Below are 24,635 nucleotides of genomic sequence, written 5' to 3'. Positions count from 1 at the left end.
ACGGAAAGAAGTTTCCGGCGAGCACTAACGATTCTCGTGACATCGCGGATCATTTTCACCTAGAAACAAGTGACGACGGCCCTCCCCTCTTCGCCACTTCGCGAGAACTTGACGGACTCATAGAATCAATACATTTACAGATCCGACTGGATTCAGCGCCGCCAGACCCCCAAGCAACCCAGTGCTTCGACGCCATTCTCAGTCAACTGACAGACCTCCACGGCGAGCCAACCATTCCATGGCACGGACAGAAAGGCCTGCGGAAGATGTGGCACGTCAACGACATAGACATTGATATCACCTACAACGACAGCCGCAGCGCACTCACAATCGGAATTCAGGACGAACGTTCCTTCGCCGAAGTGGAAGCCTACGCCCGAGCCAACAGCGTGGAATGAATTCCGTATCCTTCAATGGCTCCTTCGCCCAATCACACAGCGGCGCCCTCTGGCCCGCAAGGCGTTCGCCTACGGGCTCGGCTCCCAGCGTTAGACACTTGGTGTGCACTAGAACCAGTGGCAGTCACTGGCGATACGTCGAGTGGCTTCACCGAGCGACACTTCAGCGTCAAAAACGGTCTCATCGATCCCCGACAATGTGTCCTGGTCAATCCACCACTGCCGCATCTCCGTCGCGCCGAAACGGTCAGAAACGTCCTTGGTTAAGTGCCGCCGGAGCGTCTCGTCAAAAGTCAGATCGTATCGGTACGAGAAGCTTCGTCCCTGATGATCAGAGGCCAAGGTACGGAGCATCGATCCATAGATCGATTCCTTGAGAATACCCTCAACAACTACATGGAATCCTTGCGCGAGAGCGTATCGGGCAGTGAGGTCTATGAGTCCAACGGCAGCATTTTCCGGTTCATCTCTGACGTGAAGGACTTGGCGCCTCAAAACATCTTGACCAACGATGGCAACCTCGCGGGGCTTGACCTTGCGGACAGCCCGCGCCAATGAAGATTTGCCGCTACCTGAATTACCTCTGACGATAATGAGGCGCGATTCATCACTACCTGCCATGACATTGACCCCAACCTTTGGATTCACTAGTACGTCACCCAATTATGTCCGCCAGATGTGGCTCTAATCACTGGGACCCACAGATCTGGGCATACTCGGGTTCCATGTCCCGCACAACCTTCCGCTTACGGTCGCACCAATGTTGTGGAGACGAGAACTGAAATTTGTGCAGACGACTTCTGAAAACGACATCGGGGGCTCATCTTGATCAGGTCAGCCGGACGTAGGCGGGCGATCTCTTCCTGTTGACCCGATCTGACCAGTCGATCACCCCTGCGTAAGCGCCGCCATTACCCGTGTTTGTGCACTTTCTCGATCCACACCCGCAGCGTCCAGCGCCCGATCCAGGCGGTCGCGATGGACACTCAGCACCCCGAACAATAGGTGCTTGATCCCGACGTGATCGCAATGATGCTCCCGCGCGGTGCGTTGTGCCGCTTTGAGGGCGTCCAGAGCCCCGCGGGTGAACGGCAACTCTTCTGAGGTGTCTGGCGGACCAGGGGAGGCGAAACGCACTATCGCAACACGCACCTCCTCAGGCCAGACCCCCAGCGCCGTCTGCACCGCGTCCGGTTCAGCGTGCAAAAGCCCCAATAGTAAATGCTCGGGACCGATGTACGAGTCATTCATCATCCACCTTGACTCTTCCTGAGCCAGGACCACCACCCGACGAGCCCTGTCGGTGTAGTTCCCAGAAAACTTCGAACCGCCCATGCCCCTAACTGTAGACTTCGCGGCGCGTCAGCACCACGGGCGCGCCTCCCGATGCGCGGAAGGCTGCACGTCCCGGTAGACGTTCCCCTTACGGGACGAGCTGGGAGTCTGGCCGGCCGGAAGCAATCGTGTTGGAATGCTCCTGCTCCAGCCCATCGTTGGGCTGGTGGTTCATGGCGGTATTGCCGAATTACGTGAGCTGGAAGATCAAATCTGTCGCGCCGGGCTGCTTGCATTCTCACAGGGAGTTCTTGGCTCACCGATGGTGCTCAGTGCCGAGAGTAGGACGATCGGAGGGCGAATAGTCGGTGCTCACGGCTTGACGTCGTATCTGATCGGGAAAACCGCGGATTTCCGCGGATTTCCCGCCCAATAGTTGAAAAACGTGACGTCAACCGGCGTCTTAACTGGCCCTGTAAAGGCCAAAAACGTGAGCAACTTTTCGTTCAAAAACGTGAGTAGAACGTGATTTGACCCGTTGGTGCACCCGGCTGAAACAGTAAAAACGCAGGTCAGAGGCCCTTTTGTGCCCCGGGCGGGAATTGAACCCACGACCAAGAGAAACCCAGGACTCTCATGCCAATCGTTGCCATTCAACGCTGAAAACCGCCAATTTTCGGGGGAGTGCGGGACAACAGTGCCCCTTGACATGCCAGCAATTGTTGTTGGTTTTCGTTGAAAAACGTGAGTAAAACGTGACGGGGCCCTGCATCACTGCTCCGGTGCTGCTGTTTGATGACCGTTTGCAGGTTCATCGGCATGGCTGGTGGCATGTCACCTGGTGTGAAACGACTGGCGTCGTGTGTCAACGGTTCGCGTTGTTCAAGGCGTGGTGTCGGTCCCGCCTGACTAGCGGCCAAGATCGGCGATAAAAATGCTGTTTGTTGACTTTTTGTCGGGGGAGTGGAGCGTCTTTTGCCATGATTTGGGGACCGTTTGCCTCCATCAGGCCAACCCTTTCAGCCCAAATTGGGATCAATTCTGAAAGCCAAATTGCGAACGGTTAGTGGGTCGCGGTTTACCCTCGGGGGTTGACCCTGGGGGCTTGACTTCACGCCATTGGAACTAGCAGGCTTTGCAGGAGGGACACAGACAGGCTACGTCGGCCGGTGATAGCCCTGATTTCAACTCAGATCGTTTCGTATCGATAGAAAGGATGCTGTCCCGATGAACGAGTGATCGCCATGGCCTGTGGTGCCGTATGCAGCGATTCAAGATCCACCCGGCGGTCACAGCGAGCCAGTGTGGATTCACGGTGCGAAATGGTTATCACAGTGGTTTCGCCGGACAGGGCCGCCACCGCATCCAGCAGTATCCCTTCCGTCGCTGCATCCAGGCTTGCCGTAGTCTCGTCCAGGATGAGCACCCGGGGCCGCAACAGCAGGGCGCGGGCCAGTGCGATGCGTGCCCGTTCCCCTCCCGAGAGCCTGGTGCCGTCTTCGCCGACGACTGTGTGCACCCCGGAGGGCCAGCGTTCGGGATCCAGCGGCAGCCCGGCTTGTTCCAGGGCCGCGGCGGCCTGTTCTTCGGAGGCAGCCGGCATGGCCAGCTGCATGTTCTGAAGAAGTGAACCGTGAAAGATTGTGGTGTCCTGCTCCACCAGTGTGACGAGTGTCCGGAAAACGCCCTTGTCCACGGCCCAGGCATCTACGGATTCACCGTCCGCGGTGAACAGCTCGATGGTTCCGGCTTCCGGTGCCCAGAGCCGCGCCAGTAGGCGGGCCAGGGTGGATTTCCCTGCCCCGGAACGCCCTGCGATGCCCAGATGCTCTCCCGGGGTAACGCTCAGCCAAGTCGAATCCAACGCCGAAACGCCTCCCGCATAGCTGAAGGAGGCGCCGTTGACACGAACCCCCAGCGGCCCAGCGGGTGAAAAAGGAATCTGGTGCGCAGGCACTGTGTTTTCCTCGACCATGGTGATGCCCTGAAGCACCCTGCGGGCGCTGGCACGGTGCGGTTGCAACTGGGTCAGCACGGCAACCGCCTCCATCAGGGGTGCCACGAGCGTGAGGGCTCCGGCGATCAAGGCCGGGATCCACACCAGCTCGAGTCCGGGCTGGTTCCATGCGGCCAGGAACACGACCACCAGGATTCCCAGGGAGCACACCTCGCGCAGACTTGACGCCGCTGCCTCACGGACCTTGAGGCTCCGTTCCAGGCCGGTGACGGTACGGGTGGCGTCGGCAAGCTGGAGTTGCACCTGGTTCTGCAGCCCGAAGCCGAGGATTTCCCGGGATCCGGAGAGCAGGTCCACCGCCAAGGCCGAGAGCTCGGCCTTGGCCCGTTGCAGCTCCTGGCCCAGCGCGGCACTTCTCCGCAGCCAGGGCAGGGTGAGCAGCACCAGTGCCGCGCATCCCACCACGAAGCAAACTGCCAGCGACGGACCGATCCGGTACAGCGCCGCGGTGCCGCCGAGCAGCAGCACCGCGGCACCGGCCAGCTGGGCGAGTGTGTGGGCGTAAAAGAACTCCAGCTTTTCCACGTCTCCCATGGCCGTGGCTGCCAGCCGTCCTGTGTGTTGTCCGGGCCGGCGGGCGGGCACGCCACGGGAGAATCCGTCGAAGAGGCCTATGCGCAGGGCCGCAAGCACCCGGTAGGCAATCGAGTGCGAGAGGTCCATCTCGTGCCAGGTGAGCACGGCGCGCAGCAGCACGGCGGCCGCACCGGCCATCCACCAGAACGGGGCGGCGGCCTCCTGCCTGAACAGGGCCAGGGACACTACATAGGAACCTGTGACGGCGAGAAACACCAGTGCCAGATTGTTGGCTAGGCCAACCAGCCCGGTCCAAGCCATGGCCGGCCATTGCCCGGCCAGCTGTGGAACCAGGCCCCACAGCGGATGGGATTGCCGCCTGTCAGCGTCGTACTGGTTCTGGTTCATGGTCCCTCCGGGGATGTGATCGGGGTCGGTTCAGGCTGTACACCTGCATACAGTGCCCCGTCCCGCAGCTGCAGCACCGTGTCGGCGGCTGCCAAGGCCTCGGGCCGGTGGGCAATCATCAGCACAATGCGTTCCTGGGCCTGGGCGCGCAGTGAATCCATGAGCTCGGCGGCCAAGGCCGGATTCAGTGCCGAGGTGGGCTCATCCAGCAGGAGCACTGGCCGGTCCGCGAGGATGGCGCGGGCTATGGCCAGCCGCTGCAGCTGGCCCCCAGACACCGAGTGTCCGGCTTCGGACAGGACAGTGTCCAGACCCTGTGGCCACGAATCAAGCTCGGAGGTCAGCCCGGCCTGGTGCAGGGCGTGGAGCATGTCCGCGTTTCCGGCAGTGGGCTTGACAGCTGCCAGGTTGGCGCGGATGGTGCCCGGAAACAGGTAACTGCGCTGGGAGACAACACTGACATCCGCCGGTTCCAGAACGCGCCCGTCCAGAAGACATTGACCTTCGGCCGGCAGCAGGCCCAGCATGATGTCGAACAGGGTGCTTTTCCCGGCCCCGGTGGGACCGGCCAGCGCCGTGATGCCGCCCCGGCTGATCTGGGCGGTGGCATGGCGAAGGACCCACCGGGAGCCGGGATCGTAGCGGAAGGAAACATCATCCAAGGTGAGCATTCCGCCTCGCGCTTGTTCGCGGTCGGTGGGGTCCGCCGCGTCTGGCCGGACGCGGGGGTGGGTGCCGCCGTCATACGTGGTTGGAAGGGCCGGCTGGTCCCCGGACCCGATCGCGGCATCGATGCTGCCCAAGGCGGAGATGCCCAGGTAGCCGGCATGCCACTGGCGGGCCAAATCCCGGACGGGCCGGAAGAGCTCCGAAGCCAGGATGAGGGTGAAGAAGACCAGTGCCGTGTCCGTTCCGGGGCCCGTGATCAATCCGGGGCCCGCGGGCAGGGCGCCGAGCGCACCCAAGGCTGCGAACGCTGCGGCGGCGAGCAGGCCGGCCTGGATGCCTAGGTCGGCAAGTGCGGTGTCGGCCAGCGAGACCCTCATGGTGGCCACGGTGGCCTGGTGCAGCGCATCGGAGCGCTCCTTGAGCCGGGCCCGGAACAGGGGGACGGCGTCGAGGATTTTCAGGGTGCGCATGCCCTGCAGCGCTTCGAGGAAATCTGCACTGAGGGCTTCATAGGAGTCCCAATGCCTGCTGCTGCGGCGGGCCAGAAGTTTGCCCCACAGCCGGGGAGCGCCAACGGCCACCACAACGGCCAGCAGCAGTGCGGCGGCGAGGAGGGGATTCAGAACGGCCATCGCGGCCAGCAGGATCGGGCACACGATATACAGCTGAAGTGCGTGGGGAATGTAGGCGGTGACGTAGCTGTCCACTCCGTCGGCGCCCTCGCTCAGGGCCAGCCGGCGGGCGCCCCCGCGTTCGGAGGTGTCGCGCAGGCGTTCGGGTTTCAGCAGGGCGGCGGCCAGTGAGGCCCGCAGGTCCAGCCGCACGGCGGTGCCGAGGGTGCACGCCAGCCTTGCGTGGACTTGCTGGAGCGCCCCGCGGGCCAGTCCGCAGCCGAGCACCGCCAGCAGGTTCCCGGCCAGGTGCGCCGCAAGGTGTTGTTCCGCGCCGCCTTGGCCGGTTCCCGGCACCAGCCCGGCCAGTGCCTGGGCCAGAAACCAGGCCTGCAGCCAGTAGGTGGCGGTGCACAGGCAGAGGACGGCGGTGAGCGTGTTCAGTGTTGCCCGGTGGCCCCGGGCCAGGCCCGTCAGGCGCTTGTTGACCAACACAGGTTTTCCTTTCGATTGTCTCCGCACGCAAGGAAGGCCGCCGGGCGGGAGCGGGCTCCTTTGCGGCGGCCTTCGTTTACAGGTGGGCGCTAGAAGGCTTCGGGATGCAGTGCCTGGGCTATCTGCTCCACGGCCCTGATGTTGCCCCAGGTCCCGGGCATGACGGCATCGGAGTCAATGGCCAGCAGGCGGTTGTTCTGCACGGCGGAGACCTGCGGGAACTTCTCACGCAGGTAGTCCAGTGTTGCCTGCTCGTGGGCCTCGTCGAGGGTGGTGAACACTATGACCTCCGGGTTCTTCTCGACGAGCGTCTCCGGGGAAATGATGGCCGAGAAGAATTGCGCGAACGCCTTGTCCTCGGGGCTGAAGACATTGTTGCCGCCGGCCATCTCGATCATGTTGTATTCAATGCCGGCCCCAATGGCGGAAATGGTATTTCCCTCCACGAAGAGTTCGGCGACTGTTGGCTTCGCCAGGCCCGAAACCTTCTGCTCGATGCCGGTCAAGGCGGCCGCAGCCTCTGCGCCCAATTTCTCGGCCTCCCCGGTGGCGCCAAAGATGGCACCCATGTTTTCGATGTCCACCAGCAGGTCCTTCACCTCGGCGCTGCCCCTGCGCTCCATGCACCCGGCTGTGGCGATGTAGGACTCGGCGCCGGCCGCCTTGAGCTGCTCGATGCTGGCGAATCCCTGTTCGGCGGTGAACTCGTACCCGGTGGGGGAGTAGACCAGATCCGGCCCCACGCCCAGGAGGACTTCACGCGAGGGCGGGCCCTGTTGGCTGAGTTGCTGGACCGTGCCGGAGGCCGCCAGTTCCGGCATCAGCTCTTGGTCCTTGCTCTGTGCCTCGGCCACCACCTTGTCGGCCTGGCCCAGCCGCACCAGCAGTTCGGACTGTCCCGGCGTCATGGCCACGGTGCGCTGCGGTGCGGCACCGAAGGAAAGGGTGCGGCCGCAGTTCTCGATGGTGGTTGCGGTGCTGGCGGATGCGGCCGGCGCGGCGGTGGACACGGCCTGGCCGCAACCGGTCAGCAGTGTTCCGCCCAGTAGCAGGCCGGAGGCCAGGAGCAGATTTTTCTTGATCATGCTTTTCCCTTAATTAGTTCAGTTTCAAATTCGATTGCCAAGCTTTGAGGTGCCGGAGCCGTGGGTGAGCCGAGACGGGCAATGGCGATCAACGGCTGCTCGGTGATCGGGTGAACGAGCTTTCGTGCCTCCACTCCGAAGGTGGTGCGGATGCTGCTTTCATTGAGGACCTCGTGCGGGCGGCCGAATGCTGTGAGTTCCCCGGCGCGCAGCAGCGCGACGTGGTCGCAGAATTCCGTGGCCAGGTTCATGTCGTGCAGGGCGGCCAGCACCGTCAGCCCGCGGTTCGTGGCCAGGGCCATGAGCTCGAGCTGGAAGGCAATGTCCAGATGGTTGGTGGGTTCATCCAGAATGAGCACAGGGGCTTCCTGCACCAGTGTGCGGGCGAGCAGCACCCTTTGCTTTTCGCCACCGGAGAGGCCGGAAATGTAGCGTTTTGCCAGGTGCAGGGCCCCAACCTCGAGCAGTGCCGAATCAACCAGCTCCCGGTCTTGGGCGGAGTCGGCACCGAAGCCGCGTTGGTGCGGGACCCGGCCCAGCATCACCATCTCATGGACGGTGATGGGGAATTCGTGGTTGGATTCCTGGGCCATGACGGCGATCCTGCGGGCCAGTTCGCGACCATTGAGGGTGCGCACATCCCTGCCATCCACGCGGACCACCCCGGATGTGGGTTTGTGGGCCAAATAGAGGGCTCGCAACAGTGTTGATTTGCCACTGCCGTTGGGACCGAGCAGGCCCAGCACCGAGCCGCTGGGCACCTCCATGGTGACGCCGTGGACAATGCGGGTTCCCTCGAGGGTGATGCCGACGTTTTCATAGGAGACGTTCACTGGTTTACTCCTGCCGCGCGGGCTCCGCTGGTGCGCAGCAGCCAGAGGAAGAAGGGGGCTCCGACGACGGCGGTCAGGATGCCGATGGGGATCTCCGTCGGCTGGACCACGGTGCGGGCCAGCAGATCGGCGAGCATCAAAAAGAACGCACCGCCCACGATGGTCAGCGGCAGCATCCGGCGGTGGTCCGAGCCCACGACCATGCGGGCCGCGTGCGGCACCACCAGTCCCACGAAGCCGATGCCGCCGCACACCGCCACTGTGGTGGCTGTCAACAGTGCGGTGGCCAGCAACAGGGTCCGGCGCATGGCCGGGACGTTCACGCCCAGCGCCGTGGCTGTTTCGTCCCCGGCCAGCATGGCGTTCAGGGCACGCGAGCGGGACATTGCGTACACGGCCACCAGAATCAGGCTGAGCCCCGGCAGGATCAGCTGCGGGTAGGTCGCGGCGGAGACGCTGCCGAGCAGGAAGAACAAGACGCTGTATACGTTCTGCGCTTCCGTGGTGATGGTGAGGAAGTTGGTGATCGCGGCCAGAAGTGAACCCAGGGCCACTCCGGCCAGAATCAGCCGGGACGGGGCTATCAGCCCTCCCTGCTTGGCCAGCAGGTAAACCAGCACCGTTGCCCCCGTGGCGCCAACAAAGGCAGCGGCGTTCAGGCTGAGTCCGGCCACGGCAGTGGAACCGGTGACGATGGCCAGCACTGCGCCGACCCCCGCGCCGGCAGAGACGCCCAGGATATAGGGTTCGGCCAGCGGATTGCGGACGTTGGTTTGCAGCAGGGCGCCGGCCAACGCCAGGCTGGCACCGGCAGTGCCGGCCAACAGGGCACGCGGCAGGCGAAAATTCCAGACTGCCTGGTCTTGGGAAACGGTGATGGAGCCGTCATTCATCCACGCCATGCCCGGCAGCAAATGTCCCACAATGATCATCCACGACTCTCGCAGGCTGGTCGACAGGGGTCCTGTGCTGGCAGAAACCAGAAGGATCACGGCAATACCGACGATGAGCAACGGGCCCACCAACTGCCGGGGGTTCCGTGGTTTCCGGGCTTCCTTGGAAACTGGGGGAGCTGTGGGCGCAGCGTCGTACGCTGCCGGGGAAGGGGGAGCAAGGGATTCATTCACAGGACAGAGACTATCTTAAATGAGAATCATTTGCATTAACAGGATTATGCGCCCGCAGCCCGGTCAGCGGTCCCGGAGTGAATGGAGGTCATGGGTCGGGTGGCCGGAGGGGATACAGCGCCAAGGGATAAAGGCTCCCGTAGTGCTGCATCCACCCAGAAACGATCGGATTGATCGACCGGGCCAATTCATCAAAGGTGCGATAAATCCGCCTAATCGCTGAAGAATGGAAGGGCTTTCGCAAGCCCCGCAATTACCAGTTCGGTGGGATCGGTCGGCTCCCAATCTGAAACATCGAGACGCAGACGGTCCGAGACTACAACCCGCCCCGCCAGGACGTCCCGCGAGATGCCATCGTGACGATAGCCGAGCCTACGGGAAACGCCTTGCGAACCAAGGTTGTCTTGGAATACCTCGGTCAGCGCAGTGACGGCCCCCAGCCCCTCAAATGCAAGACTCAGCAATGCCGTTCGGGCCTCGGTACCGAGATACCCTGTCGGTGAAATTTGAGGCCAAGCCACGACTCGGTTTCCACTTCACGTAATACCGGAAAATTGCGTGCCTTCAGCGTGACTATGCCTACCGGTTGTTCTCCTCGGAATACGCCCATTTCCAATGCCCAGTCTTCAACGCGCCAGGCACCCCTGCGGTTCCAATGCTGCTGCATCACATGCAGTGCCCGCTCACGAGGAGGCAGATCCGTCCACGGAGTCAAGAAGGGTTGCTCGCCAAGCTCGTGTACGCCGCTGGCCGCGACTCGGGCGAGCTCGGATAGCTCCTCATCGTTTGGAACACGGAGTTCCAATCGACTGGTTGCAAGCTTCAATTGCGCGAGAGGCCAGTAATCGTTGGGCATCTCGCCAGTATGGCACTGTAGTCCTCGCTTCCTGGCGTTGCGACGCGCGATCAGCCGCGCTGCAATTCTCGAAGTTCCAGTTGCGGTTCGGCGGATTCTGGCGGTTATTGCAACAGGAGGGGTTCGATCAGTTCGATCGGTTTCTTGAACTCTAGTCGTTTGCGTGGTCTGTCGTTGAGTTCGGCGGCGACCCAGTCAAGATCCTGGGCACTGTGGATGCTCAAATCGGTGCCTTTGGGGAAATACTGGCGCAGCAGTCCATTGGTGTTCTCGTTGATACCGCGTTGCCAGGGCGAATGCGGGTCGCAAAAGTAGATGTCGATGCCGGTATCCATCTTCACCGTTTTCCAGTCCTGCATTTCGATGCCTTGATCCCACGTCAGGGAATGCCGCAGTGCCTGCGGGAGTGTTTTGATCTTCGCGGTCAACGCCTCACGCATTTGCTCGGCTTTGTAGCCATCGGGTAGGTGAACGAGCATCGTGTAGTTGGTAGTCCGCTCCACGAGGGTCCCAATAGCGGTCTGGTTACCCTTGCCAATAATCAAATCCCCCTCCCAATGCCCTGGCACGGCACGGTCCTCTACCTCGGGTGGGCGCTGGGAAATATTGATCATTCCCGGGATCCGATTCTTACGCTGCCCAGCCTTGCGAGAGGGGCGCCGCACGGCCCGCCCGGTGCGTAAACACGCGGCCAGATCCCGATTCAAGGCGCCCCTCGACTGGACGTACAGGGACTGGTAAATAGTCTCCGGTGACACCCGCATCTCCTCCTGGTCGGGGAACTGGACGCGCAGTCGTCCTGCGATTTGTTCCGGTGAATACTTCTTGGAAAGGTCCTCTTCCACTACTGTACGCAGGGCTATGTTCGTGTGGAGTTTGGCCGGTTTCGGCCGGCTGGCACGCTCATAGGCGAGCATATGAGCCGAGGTTGCCCGATAGGCGGTGCCGGGTTTCGTGTTGCGTCGCAACTCCCTCGAGACCGTCGAAGCCGACCGGCCAATAACCTCCCCGATCGCTCTCAAGGACTGGCCCTGAGCGTAGAGAATCGCGATCTCTTCACGTTGAGCGAACGTTAAGCACCGGCCCTTCAAATTCCTGCCTCGGCGAGGTCGGACGCCACCGGCAGCGGCCAAGACAGTGCGCCCTGTACGCCTACTGGTATGGATGGGAATCACGGCATCAGTGATGAAATCACCTGCCTGCATCCCTGCCCAAAAGACCTGCAATAGATCCGGCCGGAAAAGGATTGAATACTTCGCCATATCAACACTCATTCACTAAGTGTTGCAATCACCGCAAGAACCCAAGGTTCCTCTTACGGGACGGGTTTGGTGTCTGGCTGGCTGGAAGCCAACCGAGTTGGAATGGATCTGCCGCAGCCGACCGTTGGGCTGGTGGTTCACGGCAAAACTGTCGAATTGTGTGAGCTGGAAGATCGAATCTGCCACGCCGGTTTGATTGCAGTCTCGAGGGACGTTCTTGGCTAACCGATGGTCGTCAGTGCCGTGAGTTGGACGATCGGAGGGCCAATATTTGGCAGCTACGGCTTCAATCCACCAGGGACTGAAAAAACCGCGAACTTCCGCCAATTTTATGCGCGCCGAGTGAAAAAAGTGACCTCAAGTGGAGTCGAAATAGACCCCGAAAAATGTCAAAAACGTGATCAACTTTTCGTTCAATAACGTGAGTAAAGCGTGATTTGGCCCCTCGGCGCACCCGGCCAAAAGAATAAAACCGCAGGTCAGAGGCCCTTTTTGTGCCCCGGGCCGGACTCGAACCGGCGGCCAAGAGATTAGAAGGCTCCTGCTCTATCCGCTGAGCTACCGAGGCGTTGACCCAATCAAGGGCCGCATCTAAATTATCAGGTTTATTCGAGGATCTCTTCCTCCACAGGCCCACCTGGTCCTGCCGTAGCCCACATTCCGGGCTTTGCCTCTGGTTGCGGGCTCTTGAGAGGCGTTGTCTTGAAGCCAGGCATCAACAGCCGCAGCTGCGGCCCATCGAAAGGTATGGAAATGGCAAACCACATCAGCCTCAGGGGCTTTGTCAGCTCTGAAATTGAAATGAGCACCACCGAGACCGGTTTGGTCATCGGCAAGTTCCGCATGGGCTCCAACATGCGCCGGTTGGACCCGATCACGAACCAGTGGGTTGACGGTGAGACCAACTGGTTCCGCGTCACCGCGTTTCGGGCCTTGGCGTCGAACGCCATGATTAGCATTCACAAGGGCGACCGCATCCTTGTGGTGGGCAAGCTCCGTGTGACTTCATACCTTCGCAAGGACGGCACCCCGGGCACTGGCGTTGAAATCGACGCAGACAGTATCGGTCCCGACCTCCAGTTCGGCGTGGCACATTACAGCCGCATGATCAGTGCGCGCCCGGCTGGGCAGCGCAATGCCTCGAACGACGCCGAATCTTCCTCCGCAGGAGGGCACTTGTCTGCGGTGCCGGATGCCCGTGAAATTCCTGCTGGCGGGCCGGCGGATTTGGCTGGCCATAACGGAGAGGGCGAAACATACGACGATGACGACATGACCGAAGATGACGACCAGGCAGCAGCCAAGGGCGACGGTGGCGGGCACGATGAGGACGGACTCGAGGATGGGGAACAGGCTGACCTTGAAACGGGAGAGATTGTCAAAGCAGCCGCGCCCTTCTAGGGCTGGGGCCATATGCACGGACGCTCGTGACAGAATGGCGGGGTGACTTTGGAAAAGATGACATCCCGCCACCAACCATCCCATCGCCGTACCAAGGCGCATGTTGTGGGAGTGACTGTCCTTTTGGCTGCCTCCATGGCCTTGGGCGGTTGTTCATTCCTGCCCAGCGGTATGCAGAATTCAGATTCTACGCAGACAGGCACAGGAGCAGCTCCTGGCCAGGATGGGGAAGAGGCGGAGGCAAAGCCACCGGAACCCCAGTCTGCCGCCCAAGAATTCTCCGGAAAGGTGAAGGAGTCACTCACTACGCTTGCTACCAGTAGCAAGGCGCCCAACCGCGAGCAAATGATGGCGGCCATGGTCAAGGCCGGAGCGGTCGAGGAAAAGGTGGAACTCTCCCTTGACATCACGCCCACAGGCCTCGCCGTTGACGCCATTGAGGCGGCAACTCCGGTGGAGGACGAATGTGTGATTGGGCAAGTGCGCGACGGTCACGTCACTGTGACGATTCTTCCGGTTCTGGCGTCAGGACTTTGTTTTGTTGGAAGCACCCACTAGTCCCCACCGGCGCGGGTCATTCCGGACGCTACCGATCAGACTCCGTGCGTCCGTCTAAAGCGGTTCGTAGAGCGTAGACAATGCCACGTTGACCACCTGCGCCGTAGCGAATGTGAGTTATATGCCTGCACCCACTAACCTTGGGGGTATGGCGGAATTTATTTATACGATGTCCAATGCCCGCAAGGCTGTTGGCGAAAAACTCATTCTTGACAACGTAAGCATGTCTTTCTATCCGGGCGCCAAGATTGGTGTCGTCGGACCCAATGGTGCCGGCAAGTCCACCATCCTGAAGATCATGGCTGGCTTGGATATCCCTTCCAACGGTGAAGCTCGCTTGAGCCCCGGCTACACAGTGGGCATTTTGCTCCAGGAGCCGCCGCTGAACGAGGAAAAGACCGTTCTGGGCAATGTCCAGGAAGGCGTTGGCGAGATCTATGCAAAGATCACCCGTTACAACGAGATCTCCGAGGAAATGTCCAGCCCCGACGTTGACTTCGACACCCTCCTTGAAGAGATGGGCAAGTTGCAGGAAGCCATTGATACGGCCGACGCCTGGGACATTGACTCGCAGCTGGAACAGGCCATGGACGCACTTCAGTGCCCCCCGGGCGACTCAGACGTCACAACCCTTTCCGGTGGTGAGCGCCGCCGCGTGGCCTTGTGCAAGCTGCTGTTGCAGAAGCCGGACCTGCTGCTCCTCGATGAGCCCACCAACCACTTGGACGCCGAGTCCGTGAACTGGCTGGAACAGCACCTGAAGAGCTACGCCGGTGCCGTCCTCGCCGTGACCCACGATAGGTACTTCCTGGACCACGTGGCCGAGTGGATCGCTGAAGTCGACCGCGGCCACCTGTACCCGTACGAGGGCAACTACTCCACTTACCTGGAAAAGAAGCGCGCCCGCCTTGAAGTTCAGGGCAAGAAGGACGCCAAGCAGGCCAAGCGTCTCACCGAGGAACTCGAGTGGGTGCGCTCCAACGCCAAGGGCCGCCAGACCAAGTCCAAGGCCCGTCTGGCCCGCTACGAAGAAATGGCTGCCGAAGCGGACCGCACGCGCAAGCTCGACTTCGAAGAAATCCAGATTCCGCCGGGCCCGCGCCTGGGCGGCATCGTGCTGGAAGCCGAGAAGCTCAAGAAGGGCTATGGCGACCGCGTCCTCATCGACGGCCTGAGCTTCACGCTGCCCCGCAACGGCATCGTCGGTGTCATCGGCCCGAACGGTGTCGGCAAGTCCACGCTGTTCAAAACCATCGTTGGCTTGGAAGAGCTCGACGGCGGCAACCTCAAGGTGGGTGACTCGGTCAAGATCTCCTATGCTGACCAGAGCCGCGGCGGCATCGACCCGGACAAGACATTGTGGGAAGTGGTTTCCGACGGCCTGGACTTCATCCAGGTCGGCCAGGTGGAGATGCCTTCCCGCGCCTATGTTGCCGCCTTCGGCTTCAAGGGCCCGGACCAGCAGAAGAAGGCAGGTGTGCTCTCCGGTGGTGAGCGCAACCGCTTGAACCTGGCGTTGACCCTCAAACAGGGTGGAAACCTGCTGCTGTTGGATGAGCCCACAAACGACCTTGACGTGGAAACGCTCAGCAGCCTGGAAAATGCGCTGCTGGAATTCCCCGGTTGCGCCGTCGTGGTGTCTCACGACCGTTGGTTCCTCGACCGGATTGCCACCCACATCCTCGCCTACGAAGGCACGGATGAGAACCCTGCCAACTGGCACTGGTTCGAAGGCAACTTTGATGCCTACGAGGAAAACAAGGTGGAGCGCCTCGGCGTCGATGCGGCACGTCCGCACCGTGTCACGCACCGCCGCCTCACACGCGACTAACTACAGTCAACACCCACTGGATGGCTTCATCGCGAACAATCCATGTGGGCACCAAACTGTTGCACAGAAATGGCCGGTCCCTCAACGGGGCCGGCCATTTCTGTCGGTGCCGGCCGACGCGACTGTTCCAGGCTGGCGGAGGGCCTCGGGCTTCTTGTGCCCGCACCCACGAAAATTCAACGCGGGTTCATGCATCGACCCGGTATGTGGCAAAGCTCTCCTGCCGACGGCGGGCCGGAACCAGCGCGGGCTGGACCCGGATGAAGAGGCCATGTGGCGCTGCCACACGGGGCAGTCAGGCGACTGGCTGCCCGGGCAGGTTCCCGTGATTTGCCGAGCAGTCCAAGGAAAGTGCCGTCTGCACGCAGCTGCGCTTGGAAAGTTGCCAGAAGCGCGATCTTTCCGGGGTGTATGCGCCTATGCTGGAACGATGTCAGTGACAAAATCCAAGCCTCCTGTCCATCGCTGGGTCTTCTGGCCAGCGGCATCGATTGTCATAATTTTCGCATCGTTCGCCATGATTGCCCCCGAGACTGCCGAGGCGCTGTTTGCCAGCATCCAAGGTGCCATCGTGGGCTATTTCAACTGGTACTACGTGCTGCTGGCCACCGCACTGGTGATCTTCTGCCTGTGGGTCGGCTTCGGCAAATTCGGCGACATCAAGCTGGGCAAGGACGACGACGTTCCCGAATTCTCACTGGGCTCGTGGTTTTCGCTGTTGTTCGCCGCGGGCATGGGCATCGGCCTGGTGTTCTACGGGGTCAGCGAACCCTTGACCCATTTCGCCTCACCGAAGCCCGGCACCACAGGAACCCCCGGCGAGCTCGCCGAGCAAGCGCTCTCACAAACCTTCCTGCACTGGGGCGTCCATGCCTGGTCAATCTACGTGGTCATCGGTTTGGCGCTGGCATACGCCATCCACCGTCGCGGCCGGCCGGTATCGATCCGTTGGACGCTTGAACCCCTGTTCGGAAAGAGGGTTCGTGGCGGCCTGGGCAACCTCATCGACGTCGTCGCCCTGGTGGGCACGATCTTCGGCGTGGCCACCTCGCTGGGACTGGGTGTGTTGCAGATCAGCGCCGGACTGGAAAGTGCCGGGCTGATCACCTCGTCTTTGTTCATCGACATTGTGATCATTTCGGTGATCACCTGCTTCGTCTTGTTCTCGGTGCTTTCAGGCGTGGGCAAGGGCATGAAATGGCTCTCGAACACCAACCTCATCCTGGCCGGCATCTTCGTGGTCTTCCTGCTGGTGGTGGGTCCCACCCAGTTCCTGCTGCGCAACTTCGTGCAGTCCACCGGCAATTACCTGCAAAACTTCCTGGGCATGGCCTTCAACGTCAGCGCCTTCTCCGGTGCGGAGGGCGAGGCCTGGCAGTCGACCTGGACCACGTTCTACTGGGGCTGGTGGATCTCTTGGGCCCCGTTTGTGGGCATCTTCATTGCCCGCATTTCCAAGGGCCGCACGGTACGCCAATTCGTCGCCGGAGTCATCCTGGTGCCCACCCTCGTCACGCTGCTGTGGTTCAGCGTGCTGGGCGGTACGGCACTGTACTCCGAGCTGTCGGGCAAGGGTGGTCTGGTTGGCCCCGACGGGACGGTCAATGCCGCCGGCGCCCTGTTCGAGATGTTGGCACAGGTTCCGGCCGGCGGGGTGCTCACCATCGGGGCGATCATCATGATCGTGATCTTCTTTGTGACCTCTGCCGACTCGGGCGCGCTGGTGATGGGCATGATCGCCAGTGGGGGAGACGTGGAACCCAAGAATTGGATCCGCATCTTCTTTACCTTGGTCACGGCATTGTTGGCCAGCGCGCTGTTGCTGTCAGGTGGTTTGGAGGCACTGAAGACCGCTGCAATTATTATCGCCTTGCCGTTCAGCATCGTGCTGATCTTGATTTGCTGGTCAACCTACCGGGCCTTCTCCCGTGAATCCCGCGCCTACGAGAAGGCCAGGCGCATGGCCTTCGTCGAACACATTGGGGACTTTTATGGGCTGGAAGTCGAGGGCCCGAACGAGGATTCCCCGCTGCTGAACCTGCGTGCGCTGACCGCCATGCTGCGACGGCGTGTGCCGGCAGAACGGCGGACACACATGGATCCGTTCGGCCACCACCCGCAGGACCCGGATGCCGCAGGTGGACCGGAAACCGTCGGTTCTTCCTCCAAGGCTCCGCCCTCCGAACCGGAGTAGCAGTTCCGGATCCGGCGCAGACTGTATGAATGCGCCGGATCCGAGCAATTCCGGTCAGCCGGTTATTGGATGCCCAGTTCGTCGGGCACGCGCATCATGCCCTCCTGGGCGACAGTGGCGACAAGCACGCCGTCACGGTTGAAGAAACGGCCAAGGTTCAGCCCCCGGGCCTCGGAGGCGCTGGGAGACTCGGATACGTAGAGCAGCCAGTCGTCGACCTGCAGCGGGCGGTGCCACCACATGGCATGGTCGAGGCTGGCCACGCTGATCCCCGGCGTGGACCAGCTGATGCCGTGCCGGCGCAGGGACGGCTCAAGCAGCGTGTAGTCGCTGGCGTAGGCTAGCGCGGCCCGGTGCAGGTTTTGATCTGACGGCATGGGGCCCAACGTCTTCAGCCAGATGGCTTGGTGGGCCACCTTCTCGCCCTTGACGTCAAAGTAGATGTTGGCGCCAACATGGCGGATGTCGAAGGGACGCTCATGGGCCCAGGCCTGGGCGACGGGGTGGTCGATGCCACCCAGCAGCTCGGCCGACGTCGGCAGTGTTTCAGGTGCGGGGATTCCCGCAGGCATGGTGTCCTGGTGCTCAATGCCGCTGTCCGGGCGCTGGAAGGAGGCGATCATGGACAGGATCGGAACTCCGCCCTGGTAGGCGTGGGTGCGTCGGGCCGAGAAGGATCGGCCGTCGCGCAGCCGCTGCACGCCAAAAGTCAGCGGTGAGGCGGCGTCGCCCGGGCGCAGGAAATAGCCGTGCATGGAGTGGACCAGGTGTTCACCGCCCACGGTGCGGGCAGCGGCGACCAACGACTGCGCCAGCACCTGGCCGCCAAAAAGCCGCGGCCGGGGGGCATTCTCGTCGCCAAGGCCCACAAAAATGTCTTCGTCAGTCTGGGCCCCGCCGGCATCGGAAAGCTCCAGAATTTTCAGCAGGGTTTCCATGGGGTCGGAGCTGGGTGGCGTCACATTCATAGACGTGACTCTATGTGTCGGCGTGCCCCGGCGACAAATGGGGTTTCCGGCATGAACATGCGTGTCCGCCTGTGATGTTGCAGACTTCGATTGGTGGCGCCCGTACCGCCCTGAGATGATGAATGCATGGCACCCGGCATCCAGATCACCCAGCAAATTCGTTTCGGCGACATCGACTCCTACAACCACGTCAACAATGTGGTGTACCTGCAATATCTCGAAGATGCCCGCGTCCAGCTGACCTACGCCGAACTCCCCGGCGGCGGCACTTTCCAGGACCTCATCGGCACGGAACTGTTCACCCTTGTGGGACGCAATGAAATTGAATACCTGGCACCGATCAGCTTCCGGCCAACACCGATATTTGTGAACATCTGGATCACCCACATCGGCGGTTCGAGCTTCGATTTCGGCTACATCGTCACCGAGGCGGACACCTCCGTCATCTTTGCCCAGGCCGCCACCTCCATGGTGCTTGTCTCGCGCACCACAGGCCGCCCCGTCCGGCTGACAGATCCCCAACGCAGCGCCCTCGAGGCCTGGCGCGGGGACCCTGTGCCGTTCAAGCGCGCCGCCACCCGACCCAGCCTCCAAACCACTTCCGAAGGAAACCGCTGATGCCCACCGCCACCCACACCGAAGACCTGCTCCTGGGTGACGCCGGAACCGTCGCGGATTTGCGCACCTTTGTTACCCGGGCCCGTACCGCGGACGACGGCGCCATCAGGCTTCAGGGGGCCGGTCACGTGCTCGCGGCGTATGTGTGTGTCATGCGCGGGAAGCTTTTGGGCGAGGGGACCCCAACGATTCTGGGCCTGCGCACCATGGCCCTGGCGGCGCCGTCGGACGTTGATGTGACGGTCTCGCTGTCCTCCGTGGCCGACCGCCTGGCCCGCATGGCTGCCGACGATGTCCGGTTGCCGGTGCCGCCCATGACCGTCAATGAGTCGTGGGCCGGGGTCAGTGCGCCCCGCGGCGCGTGGGAGGAGGTCGGCACGGTGTCGGCTGACACGCTGATCGAGGTTGCCAAAGCCGGTGTGCAGGAAATTGGCCAGATCATTCCGGTCAATCCGGGCGCGATGCTCGTGAACAATATCCGGGCGTCGGTGTGGGGGAGGCCGATGGCCGATGCGCCGGGAGAAGTCCCGGGCGGTGCGGCGTTTGCGGCCTACGCCCTCGGCTTCGTGGCGCCGGGTGAATCCGGCACCATCTTCCGCTCCCACAAATGGCTGCGGATCAGCACGAATCGCGGGCACATCCTGGTCAGGCCGACGGCGCTGCTGTAACGGGAATACGGCGCGGCCCGCCTCCGGCTCCGTGAGTGTACAGTTATTGCCGCTTACCGGGCTGTGAAGCGACTATAACTGTACACTCGGCACGGGAATTGCCCGGGGACGGGCCCAAGGCGCGCTAAAGCGGCGGCAGCCCGTCCTGTCTCAGGTTTACAGTGCCTGGGCCGGATCTGACGGGGCGTTGACCAGCGATGCGGCCGCACGCTCCATGTAGTCCCAGATGGTGGCCTCATGCATGGGGGAAAGCTCCGCAGCGTCGACGCCCTTGCGCATGGCAGCCAGCCAGCGGTCGCGCGCTTCCGGGGTGACGGCGAAGGGGACGTGGCGCATGCGCAGGCGCGGGTGGCCGCGTTCCTCGAGGTACGTTCGAGGGCCGCCCCAGTACTGTTCGATGAACATCAGCATCCGGTGCTCCGCCGGGCCCAGGTCCTCTTCGGCGTACATGGCGCGCAGGAGCGGGTCGGCGGCGATGCCTTGGTAGAACACGTGGATCATTTTTTTGAATGTCTCATGTCCGCCAACCTGGCCGTAAAAGGTGTCCGAGTAGTCCACCGGTTCAGCCGTCACGGGGGTGTCGCCAGTTCCTGGGCTGGCGTCGGGGACCGCATTGGCGGTGGGGCTCTGGCCGGACGTTGAGGGCAGGGGCCGGCCCATCGTGGTGGGGATCGGCAGCATGCGTGCCAGCGGTTCCCCAAAGCGCGACGGAATCGGGATTCCCTCCGCAGCGTCGTTCTCGGCAGGGCCGTTGGCGAAAGGGGAGGTGGGGTTGTGCTCGGAACTCATGGCGTTGAGGATGCTTTCTAGTCTGCGGATTCGGTGGGTTCGATGGGGGCCGGCGCTTGAGCCGCTGCCTGGGATGTCGCGTCGGCCGCTGCGTCGGCCGGCGGCTCGGCAGGAGCCCGGTAGCTTCCCTTGGAGCGGTTGCCCAAGCGCAGGATCTCACCGTTGCGCAGGAACCAGAGCGTCCCGTCCTCGGCCACGACCCGGGTGATGCGCAGGCCCAGGTACTCGACCGTGCCGACGACTTCGCTGGTTTCGATCACGTCGCCGATGCCGTACTGGTCCTCGATCGTGATGAAGATGCCGGCGAGGAAGTCGCGGATGAGCTGTTGGGCGCCAAAACCTATCGCGATGCCCAGCACGCCGACGCTGGCCAACAGCGGCGAAATGTCCACGTCGAACGCCAACAGCACATAAAAGACGGCAACCACTGCCACCACAGCCGTCAGAATTGAATTCAACAGGGAGCCAATGGTGCGCGCCCGCTGCACCCGGCGTTCGTGGTCGAGCGCCCGGATGACCGGGTCGATGCCGCGGAGCATGGGGCCGGCCCACCGCATGGACCGCCCGGAAAGTGGCGTGCGGTCTGCCATGGCGTGCTTGACGACGCCGCGGATCATGTAGTGCACAATCAGCCACACGAGCAATCCGATGCCTACCGCCACTCCGGCCTGCAGCAGGTTGCTCCAGAGGGTGTCGCCTGGGTTGTCAATGCTTTGAATAACTTGCACGCTGGGCATACCTTGAATCTGTAGGGGACTGGAACACTCCATCCAGCCTAACGTGGAGGATGCGTGGTTTAGTCCTGCGTGGCGGCGAGCAGACCGGGCTCGTGGTTGACCGGGAAATTGACGCTGCGGGCAATGAAGCACTTTGCCGCGGCTTCGGCGTGCAGGGACAGCGCGAGTTCTGCGGTTGCCGGGTCTGCCACGTAGACCTTCGGGTGCAGCGTGACCGAATCAAATTGGCCGCTGCTGTCGGGGTTCAGAACCAGGGTCCCCGTGGCTGTGTCCTCGTATTTGGTCACCACAACCCCATGCATGACGGCGACGTGGAGGTACGAGAGCATGTGGCATTGGGCGAGTGCCGTGACGAGCAGCTGCTCCGGGTTCCACCTGTCCGTGTCCCCGTGGAACGTCCTGTCGGCCGACCCCAGCAGCACCGGCAGCCCGACGGCGGCGATGGCGTGGTCGCGCCCGTAGTCCTTGTACCCGGACGTGCCGGAGCCACGGTTGCCGGTCCAATTGACGTTGATTTCGTAGAAGTGCTGGTTCAAGCCCATGGGCTAAGCCTAGCGAGTGTTGGGGAGGTCGCAAGCGGTAGCGGCCGAGGGGAGCGGATGCGTCGAGGCGTGAGGTAAGGCGGCCTGGATTGCTCCAGACCGCCAGACCTCACGCCTCGGCGCTCACCGTTCGACGCTCGGCGCCCACCGCTGCGAGTCAGGCGTCGGCAGCCTGTGCTTGCAACGCCCGGACCACGGTGTCGCGGCTTTCCACCAGCAGGCGGCGCAGCGCCGGAACGTCGGACCCCAGCTCGGCCAGGAAAGCATCCGTGGCGTCCAGCGTGGCCTGCGAAACCAGCTGTGCGGGGTACAACGCGGTGATGATGGTTGAGGACGTTTCGTACGACTTGTTGTCCCACACTCCGCGGATGGCCGCAAAGTATTTGGCCACATACGGTTCAAGCAGGGCCGTGTCCCACACCTTCGTGAAGCCGGAAATGGCGGCGCGCTGGACGGCATTGGCACCATCGCCACGCACGACGACGGACTCCCAGACCTCAGCCTTTGCATCAGTTGTGGGGATGGCTGCGTGCGCAGTAGCAGCCGCGAGCTGTCCGGTTTGGGTGTTGTCCAGCGCCAGCGCGGCATCAATGGCGGCGCCATCGGCCCGGCCACCGGCAGCCAGCGAAATCAGGAAATCCCAGCGCATGTCGGTGTCCAACGCCAGCGCATCCAGTTCCACGTCCCCGTCAAGCAGCGACTGGACCAGATCCAGCTGCCCTGCCGACTGGGCGTGTCCGGCAAAGGCCTTCACGAATTGCAGCTGCGCATCGGAGCCGGCCTCGGCGGCCTGCGCCAGCGCCCACAGGGAATCGGCGGCTGCAACTGCCGTGGCCTTGTGGTGTTGGGGCGCCACATAGAAGTGCAACGCGGTGGACAGCTGGCGCAGCAGCACCATGATGACCGTTGAGTCGCTCTCGCTGCCGATGGTGGACAACACGAAGTCAACATACTCGCGGGCGGGTGTTTCGCCGTCCCGGGTGGCATCCCAGGCGGAGGCGGACACCAGGGTACGCGGCAGTGATTCCTTGAAGTCCTTCAAATGCGCCTTGGCCGTGGCCAGGGAATGCGGATCGAGGCGGATCTTGGCGTAGGCGAGATCGTCATCGTTGAGCAGGACCAGCGCCGGGCGCTGCAGCCCCACAAGTTCCGGCACGGACGTGACAGCCCCGTCAACGTCCAGCTCCACCCGGTGGGTGCGGACCAGCTTGCCGGCATCCTCCCCGGAGTCGGATCCGGAGCCGGAGTCGGCGAGGTTGTAGAAACCAACGGCCGCGCGGTGCGGGCGCAGGGTCGGGTGTTCGGCCACGGCGGACTGGAGGATCGAGAATGAGGTGATCACGCCGTCGTCGGTGGTTTCAATGGCGGGCTTGAACGTGTTCACGCCCGCCGTCTCCAGCCACTTCTGCGTCCACACGGACAGGTCGCGGCCGCTGGCGGCCTCCAGCTCAACCATGAGGTCGGGCAGCTCGGTGTTGCCCCATGCGTGCTTGTCGAAGTAAGCACGCACGCCGGCCATGAACTCCTCTTGGCCGACCCAGGCCACCAGCTGGCGCAGCACGGAGGCGCCCTTGGCGTAGGTGATCCCGTCAAAATTGACCAGCACATCCTCAAGGTCGTTGATCTCGGCCTTGATCGGGTGCGTGGAGGGAAGCTGGTCCTGGCGGTACGCCCATGACTTCTCGAGGGAGGAGAACGTGGTCCAGGAATCCACATACTTGGTATTCTCGGCGGCGGCCAAGGTGGACATGAATTCGGCGAACGACTCATTGAGCCACAGGTCGTTCCACCAGCGCATGGTCACCAGATCGCCAAACCACATGTGCGCGAGTTCGTGCAGGATGGTGATGGCCCGGCGCTCAACCATGGCGTCCGTGACCTTCGAGCGGAACACGTAGCTTTCAAGGAACGTCACGGCACCGGCATTTTCCATGGCGCCGGCATTGAATTCAGGCACGAACAGCTGGTCGTACTTGGGGAACGGGTACGGGACCCCGAACTGCTTTTCAAAGAATTCAAAGCCTTGGCGGGTCAGCTCAAAAATGTTCTCGGCGTCGAGGAACTCCATGAGCGACTTCCGTGCAAACACGCCCAGCGGCACAATGCGGCCGTTGGAGCTGGTCAGCTCGCCGCGCACACACTCGTACGGGCCGGCGATCAACGCCGTGATGTAGCTGGACATTGTCAGCGTCGGGGCAAAATGCCACACCGACGTGCTGACACCGTTGACCTCCCCGGCGGCCTCGGGAACGGGGGTGGGGGAGTTGGAGATGACGTCCCAGTGCGAGGGGGCGGTGATGTGGAACGTGAACTCGGCCTTCTGGTCGGGCTGCTCAAACACGGCAAACATGCGGCGGCTGTCCGGCACTTCAAACTGGCTGTACAGGTACACCTCGCCGTCCGCCGGGTCCACGAAACGGTGCAGCCCCTCGCCCGTGTTCATGAACAGCGCGTCGGCGCGCACCGTGAGCACATTCTCGGCGGCGAGATTCGGCAGCTGGATGCGCACGCCGTCGGACACCACCGCCGGGTCCAGTTCAACCCCGTTCAGGGTCACCTGGCGCACCGCGTCGGTCACCGCGTCAATGAACGACGACGAACCTTCCCTGGCGCTGAAGGCCACCGTGGTGGTGGTGGCGAAGGTGGTCTCGGAGGTGGTCAGGTCAAGGGCGACGTCGTAGCTGTTGACAGAGAGGGTGGCTGTGCGCTCGATGGCTTCGGCGCGGGTGAGGTTCATACCAGGCAAGGTGATGCCTTCCGTTCGAGTTCGGATGTAT

The 24,635-nt window shown here is 62.4% G+C and carries 21 protein-coding genes and 1 tRNA gene; 7 read left to right on the top strand and 15 right to left on the bottom strand.

Features of this window, described 5'->3' with window-relative positions:
- Positions 1-398: hypothetical protein (locus tag ACT3TS_RS06125; protein WP_444530602.1), on the top strand; the 398-nt coding region annotated here is incomplete at its 5' end.
- A gap of 108 nt (positions 399-506) precedes the next feature.
- On the opposite strand, the gene ACT3TS_RS06120 is transcribed toward ACT3TS_RS06125, so the two are convergent.
- The 10 genes from ACT3TS_RS06120 to ACT3TS_RS06075 all read right to left on the bottom strand — a co-directional run bounded on the left by ACT3TS_RS06120 (position 507) and on the right by ACT3TS_RS06075 (position 12,120).
- Positions 507-1,046, bottom strand: a complete 540-nt coding sequence (locus tag ACT3TS_RS06120; RefSeq protein ID WP_444530601.1) for an AAA family ATPase — start codon at positions 1,044-1,046, stop codon at positions 507-509.
- A 240-nt stretch (positions 1,047-1,286) separates the two neighbouring features.
- Positions 1,287-1,733: a Clp protease N-terminal domain-containing protein gene (locus tag ACT3TS_RS06115; protein ID WP_444530600.1), complete on the bottom strand. Its 447-nt coding sequence runs from the start codon at positions 1,731-1,733 to the stop codon at positions 1,287-1,289.
- Positions 1,734-2,862: 1,129 nt separating this feature from the next.
- Positions 2,863-4,614 (bottom strand): amino acid ABC transporter ATP-binding/permease protein, encoded by a 1,752-nt coding sequence (locus ACT3TS_RS06110; RefSeq protein WP_444530599.1) that lies wholly within the window; start codon positions 4,612-4,614, stop codon positions 2,863-2,865.
- Complete coding sequence (locus tag ACT3TS_RS06105) at positions 4,611-6,389, bottom strand: ATP-binding cassette domain-containing protein (RefSeq protein WP_444530598.1); 1,779 nt, start codon at positions 6,387-6,389, stop codon at positions 4,611-4,613. Before ACT3TS_RS06105 ends, ACT3TS_RS06110 begins: the two co-directional genes overlap by 4 nt.
- Before the next feature lie 89 nt (positions 6,390-6,478).
- Positions 6,479-7,474 carry an ABC transporter substrate-binding protein gene (locus ACT3TS_RS06100; RefSeq protein WP_444530597.1) on the bottom strand — a complete coding sequence of 332 codons (996 nt, stop codon included), beginning with the start codon at positions 7,472-7,474 and terminating at the stop codon, positions 6,479-6,481.
- Positions 7,471-8,307, bottom strand: coding sequence for an ABC transporter ATP-binding protein (locus ACT3TS_RS06095; protein ID WP_444530596.1), 837 nt, complete (start codon positions 8,305-8,307; stop codon positions 7,471-7,473). The genes ACT3TS_RS06100 and ACT3TS_RS06095 overlap by 4 nt, the downstream gene beginning before the upstream one ends.
- Positions 8,304-9,434, bottom strand: a complete 1,131-nt coding sequence (locus ACT3TS_RS06090; protein WP_444530595.1) for a FecCD family ABC transporter permease — start codon at positions 9,432-9,434, stop codon at positions 8,304-8,306. Before ACT3TS_RS06090 ends, ACT3TS_RS06095 begins: the two co-directional genes overlap by 4 nt.
- 457 nt (positions 9,435-9,891) lie before the next feature.
- Positions 9,892-10,290, bottom strand: coding sequence for a hypothetical protein (locus ACT3TS_RS06085; RefSeq protein WP_444530594.1), 399 nt, complete (start codon positions 10,288-10,290; stop codon positions 9,892-9,894).
- Positions 10,291-10,394: 104 nt separating this feature from the next.
- Positions 10,395-11,564: an IS30 family transposase gene (locus ACT3TS_RS06080; protein ID WP_444530593.1), complete on the bottom strand. Its 1,170-nt coding sequence runs from the start codon at positions 11,562-11,564 to the stop codon at positions 10,395-10,397.
- 483 nt (positions 11,565-12,047) lie between these two features.
- A tRNA-Arg gene (locus ACT3TS_RS06075) sits at positions 12,048-12,120 on the bottom strand.
- Positions 12,121-12,305: 185 nt separating this feature from the next.
- Between ACT3TS_RS06075 and ACT3TS_RS06070 the strand changes: the two genes are divergently transcribed.
- The 4 genes from ACT3TS_RS06070 (at position 12,306) to ACT3TS_RS06055 (ending at position 17,536) form a co-directional block, all read left to right on the top strand.
- Positions 12,306-12,953, top strand: a complete 648-nt coding sequence (locus ACT3TS_RS06070) for a single-stranded DNA-binding protein (RefSeq protein WP_444530592.1) — start codon at positions 12,306-12,308, stop codon at positions 12,951-12,953.
- 288 nt (positions 12,954-13,241) lie between these two features.
- Positions 13,242-13,511: a DUF6993 domain-containing protein gene (locus ACT3TS_RS06065; protein WP_444530591.1), complete on the top strand. Its 270-nt coding sequence runs from the start codon at positions 13,242-13,244 to the stop codon at positions 13,509-13,511.
- 148 nt (positions 13,512-13,659) lie between these two features.
- A complete protein-coding gene (ettA, locus tag ACT3TS_RS06060) occupies positions 13,660-15,342 on the top strand; it encodes an energy-dependent translational throttle protein EttA (RefSeq protein ID WP_444530590.1) in 1,683 nt (560 codons plus the stop codon).
- 430 nt (positions 15,343-15,772) lie between these two features.
- Positions 15,773-17,536 carry a BCCT family transporter gene (locus tag ACT3TS_RS06055; protein WP_444530589.1) on the top strand — a complete coding sequence of 588 codons (1,764 nt, stop codon included), beginning with the start codon at positions 15,773-15,775 and terminating at the stop codon, positions 17,534-17,536.
- A gap of 62 nt (positions 17,537-17,598) precedes the next feature.
- On the opposite strand, the gene ACT3TS_RS06050 is transcribed toward ACT3TS_RS06055, so the two are convergent.
- Positions 17,599-18,504 carry an acyl-CoA thioesterase gene (locus ACT3TS_RS06050; RefSeq protein WP_444530588.1) on the bottom strand — a complete coding sequence of 302 codons (906 nt, stop codon included), beginning with the start codon at positions 18,502-18,504 and terminating at the stop codon, positions 17,599-17,601.
- A 126-nt stretch (positions 18,505-18,630) separates the two neighbouring features.
- Here ACT3TS_RS06050 and ACT3TS_RS06045 point away from each other — a divergent pair, with 126 nt between their 5' ends.
- Both ACT3TS_RS06045 and ACT3TS_RS06040 read left to right on the top strand, forming a co-directional pair.
- On the top strand, positions 18,631-19,122 hold the full coding sequence (locus tag ACT3TS_RS06045; RefSeq protein ID WP_444530587.1) for an acyl-CoA thioesterase: 492 nt from the start codon (positions 18,631-18,633) through the stop codon (positions 19,120-19,122).
- On the top strand, positions 19,122-19,790 hold the full coding sequence (locus ACT3TS_RS06040; protein WP_444530586.1) for a hypothetical protein: 669 nt from the start codon (positions 19,122-19,124) through the stop codon (positions 19,788-19,790). Before ACT3TS_RS06045 ends, ACT3TS_RS06040 begins: the two co-directional genes overlap by 1 nt.
- A gap of 156 nt (positions 19,791-19,946) precedes the next feature.
- Here the strand turns inward: ACT3TS_RS06040 and ACT3TS_RS06035 are convergent, their stop codons facing one another.
- The 4 genes from ACT3TS_RS06035 to pepN all read right to left on the bottom strand — a co-directional run bounded on the left by ACT3TS_RS06035 (position 19,947) and on the right by pepN (position 24,595).
- Complete coding sequence (locus ACT3TS_RS06035) at positions 19,947-20,438, bottom strand: globin (protein WP_444530612.1); 492 nt, start codon at positions 20,436-20,438, stop codon at positions 19,947-19,949.
- Positions 20,439-20,596: 158 nt separating this feature from the next.
- Entirely contained in the window at positions 20,597-21,316 is a 720-nt protein-coding gene (locus ACT3TS_RS06030) for a mechanosensitive ion channel family protein (RefSeq protein ID WP_444530585.1), read from the bottom strand.
- 59 nt (positions 21,317-21,375) lie between these two features.
- Positions 21,376-21,858 (bottom strand): OsmC family protein, encoded by a 483-nt coding sequence (locus tag ACT3TS_RS06025; protein ID WP_444530584.1) that lies wholly within the window; start codon positions 21,856-21,858, stop codon positions 21,376-21,378.
- Between the two features lie 157 nt (positions 21,859-22,015).
- Complete coding sequence (gene pepN / locus ACT3TS_RS06020; RefSeq protein ID WP_444530583.1) at positions 22,016-24,595, bottom strand: aminopeptidase N; 2,580 nt, start codon at positions 24,593-24,595, stop codon at positions 22,016-22,018.
- Positions 24,596-24,635 lie beyond the last annotated feature (40 nt).

It is taken from the genome of Specibacter sp. AOP5-B1-6 (assembly GCF_052376555.1).
Taxonomy (GTDB): domain Bacteria; phylum Actinomycetota; class Actinomycetes; order Actinomycetales; family Micrococcaceae; genus Specibacter.
Note: the sequence above shows the minus strand (reverse complement) of the source record. Positions and strands in the feature narration are given on the sequence as shown.

What these genes read in the sequence shown, in the direction of transcription:
- ACT3TS_RS06115 (WP_444530600.1), bottom strand. Translation starts at nt 1,733, where the DNA reads ATGGGCGGTTCGAAGTTTTCTGGGAACTACACCGACAGGGCTCGTCGG.
- ACT3TS_RS06110 (WP_444530599.1), bottom strand. Translation starts at nt 4,614, where the DNA reads ATGAACCAGAACCAGTACGACGCTGACAGGCGGCAATCCCATCCGCTG.
- ACT3TS_RS06100 (WP_444530597.1), bottom strand. Translation starts at nt 7,474, where the DNA reads ATGATCAAGAAAAATCTGCTCCTGGCCTCCGGCCTGCTACTGGGCGGA.
- ACT3TS_RS06085 (WP_444530594.1), bottom strand. Translation starts at nt 10,290, where the DNA reads ATGCCCAACGATTACTGGCCTCTCGCGCAATTGAAGCTTGCAACCAGT.
- ACT3TS_RS06080 (WP_444530593.1), bottom strand. Translation starts at nt 11,564, where the DNA reads ATGAGTGTTGATATGGCGAAGTATTCAATCCTTTTCCGGCCGGATCTA.
- ACT3TS_RS06070 (WP_444530592.1), top strand. Translation starts at nt 12,306, where the DNA reads ATGGCAAACCACATCAGCCTCAGGGGCTTTGTCAGCTCTGAAATTGAA.
- ettA (WP_444530590.1), top strand. Translation starts at nt 13,660, where the DNA reads ATGGCGGAATTTATTTATACGATGTCCAATGCCCGCAAGGCTGTTGGC.
- ACT3TS_RS06055 (WP_444530589.1), top strand. Translation starts at nt 15,773, where the DNA reads ATGTCAGTGACAAAATCCAAGCCTCCTGTCCATCGCTGGGTCTTCTGG.
- ACT3TS_RS06050 (WP_444530588.1), bottom strand. Translation starts at nt 18,504, where the DNA reads ATGAATGTGACGCCACCCAGCTCCGACCCCATGGAAACCCTGCTGAAA.
- ACT3TS_RS06045 (WP_444530587.1), top strand. Translation starts at nt 18,631, where the DNA reads ATGGCACCCGGCATCCAGATCACCCAGCAAATTCGTTTCGGCGACATC.
- ACT3TS_RS06040 (WP_444530586.1), top strand. Translation starts at nt 19,122, where the DNA reads ATGCCCACCGCCACCCACACCGAAGACCTGCTCCTGGGTGACGCCGGA.
- ACT3TS_RS06030 (WP_444530585.1), bottom strand. Translation starts at nt 21,316, where the DNA reads ATGCCCAGCGTGCAAGTTATTCAAAGCATTGACAACCCAGGCGACACC.
- ACT3TS_RS06025 (WP_444530584.1), bottom strand. Translation starts at nt 21,858, where the DNA reads ATGGGCTTGAACCAGCACTTCTACGAAATCAACGTCAATTGGACCGGC.
- pepN (WP_444530583.1), bottom strand. Translation starts at nt 24,595, where the DNA reads ATGAACCTCACCCGCGCCGAAGCCATCGAGCGCACAGCCACCCTCTCT.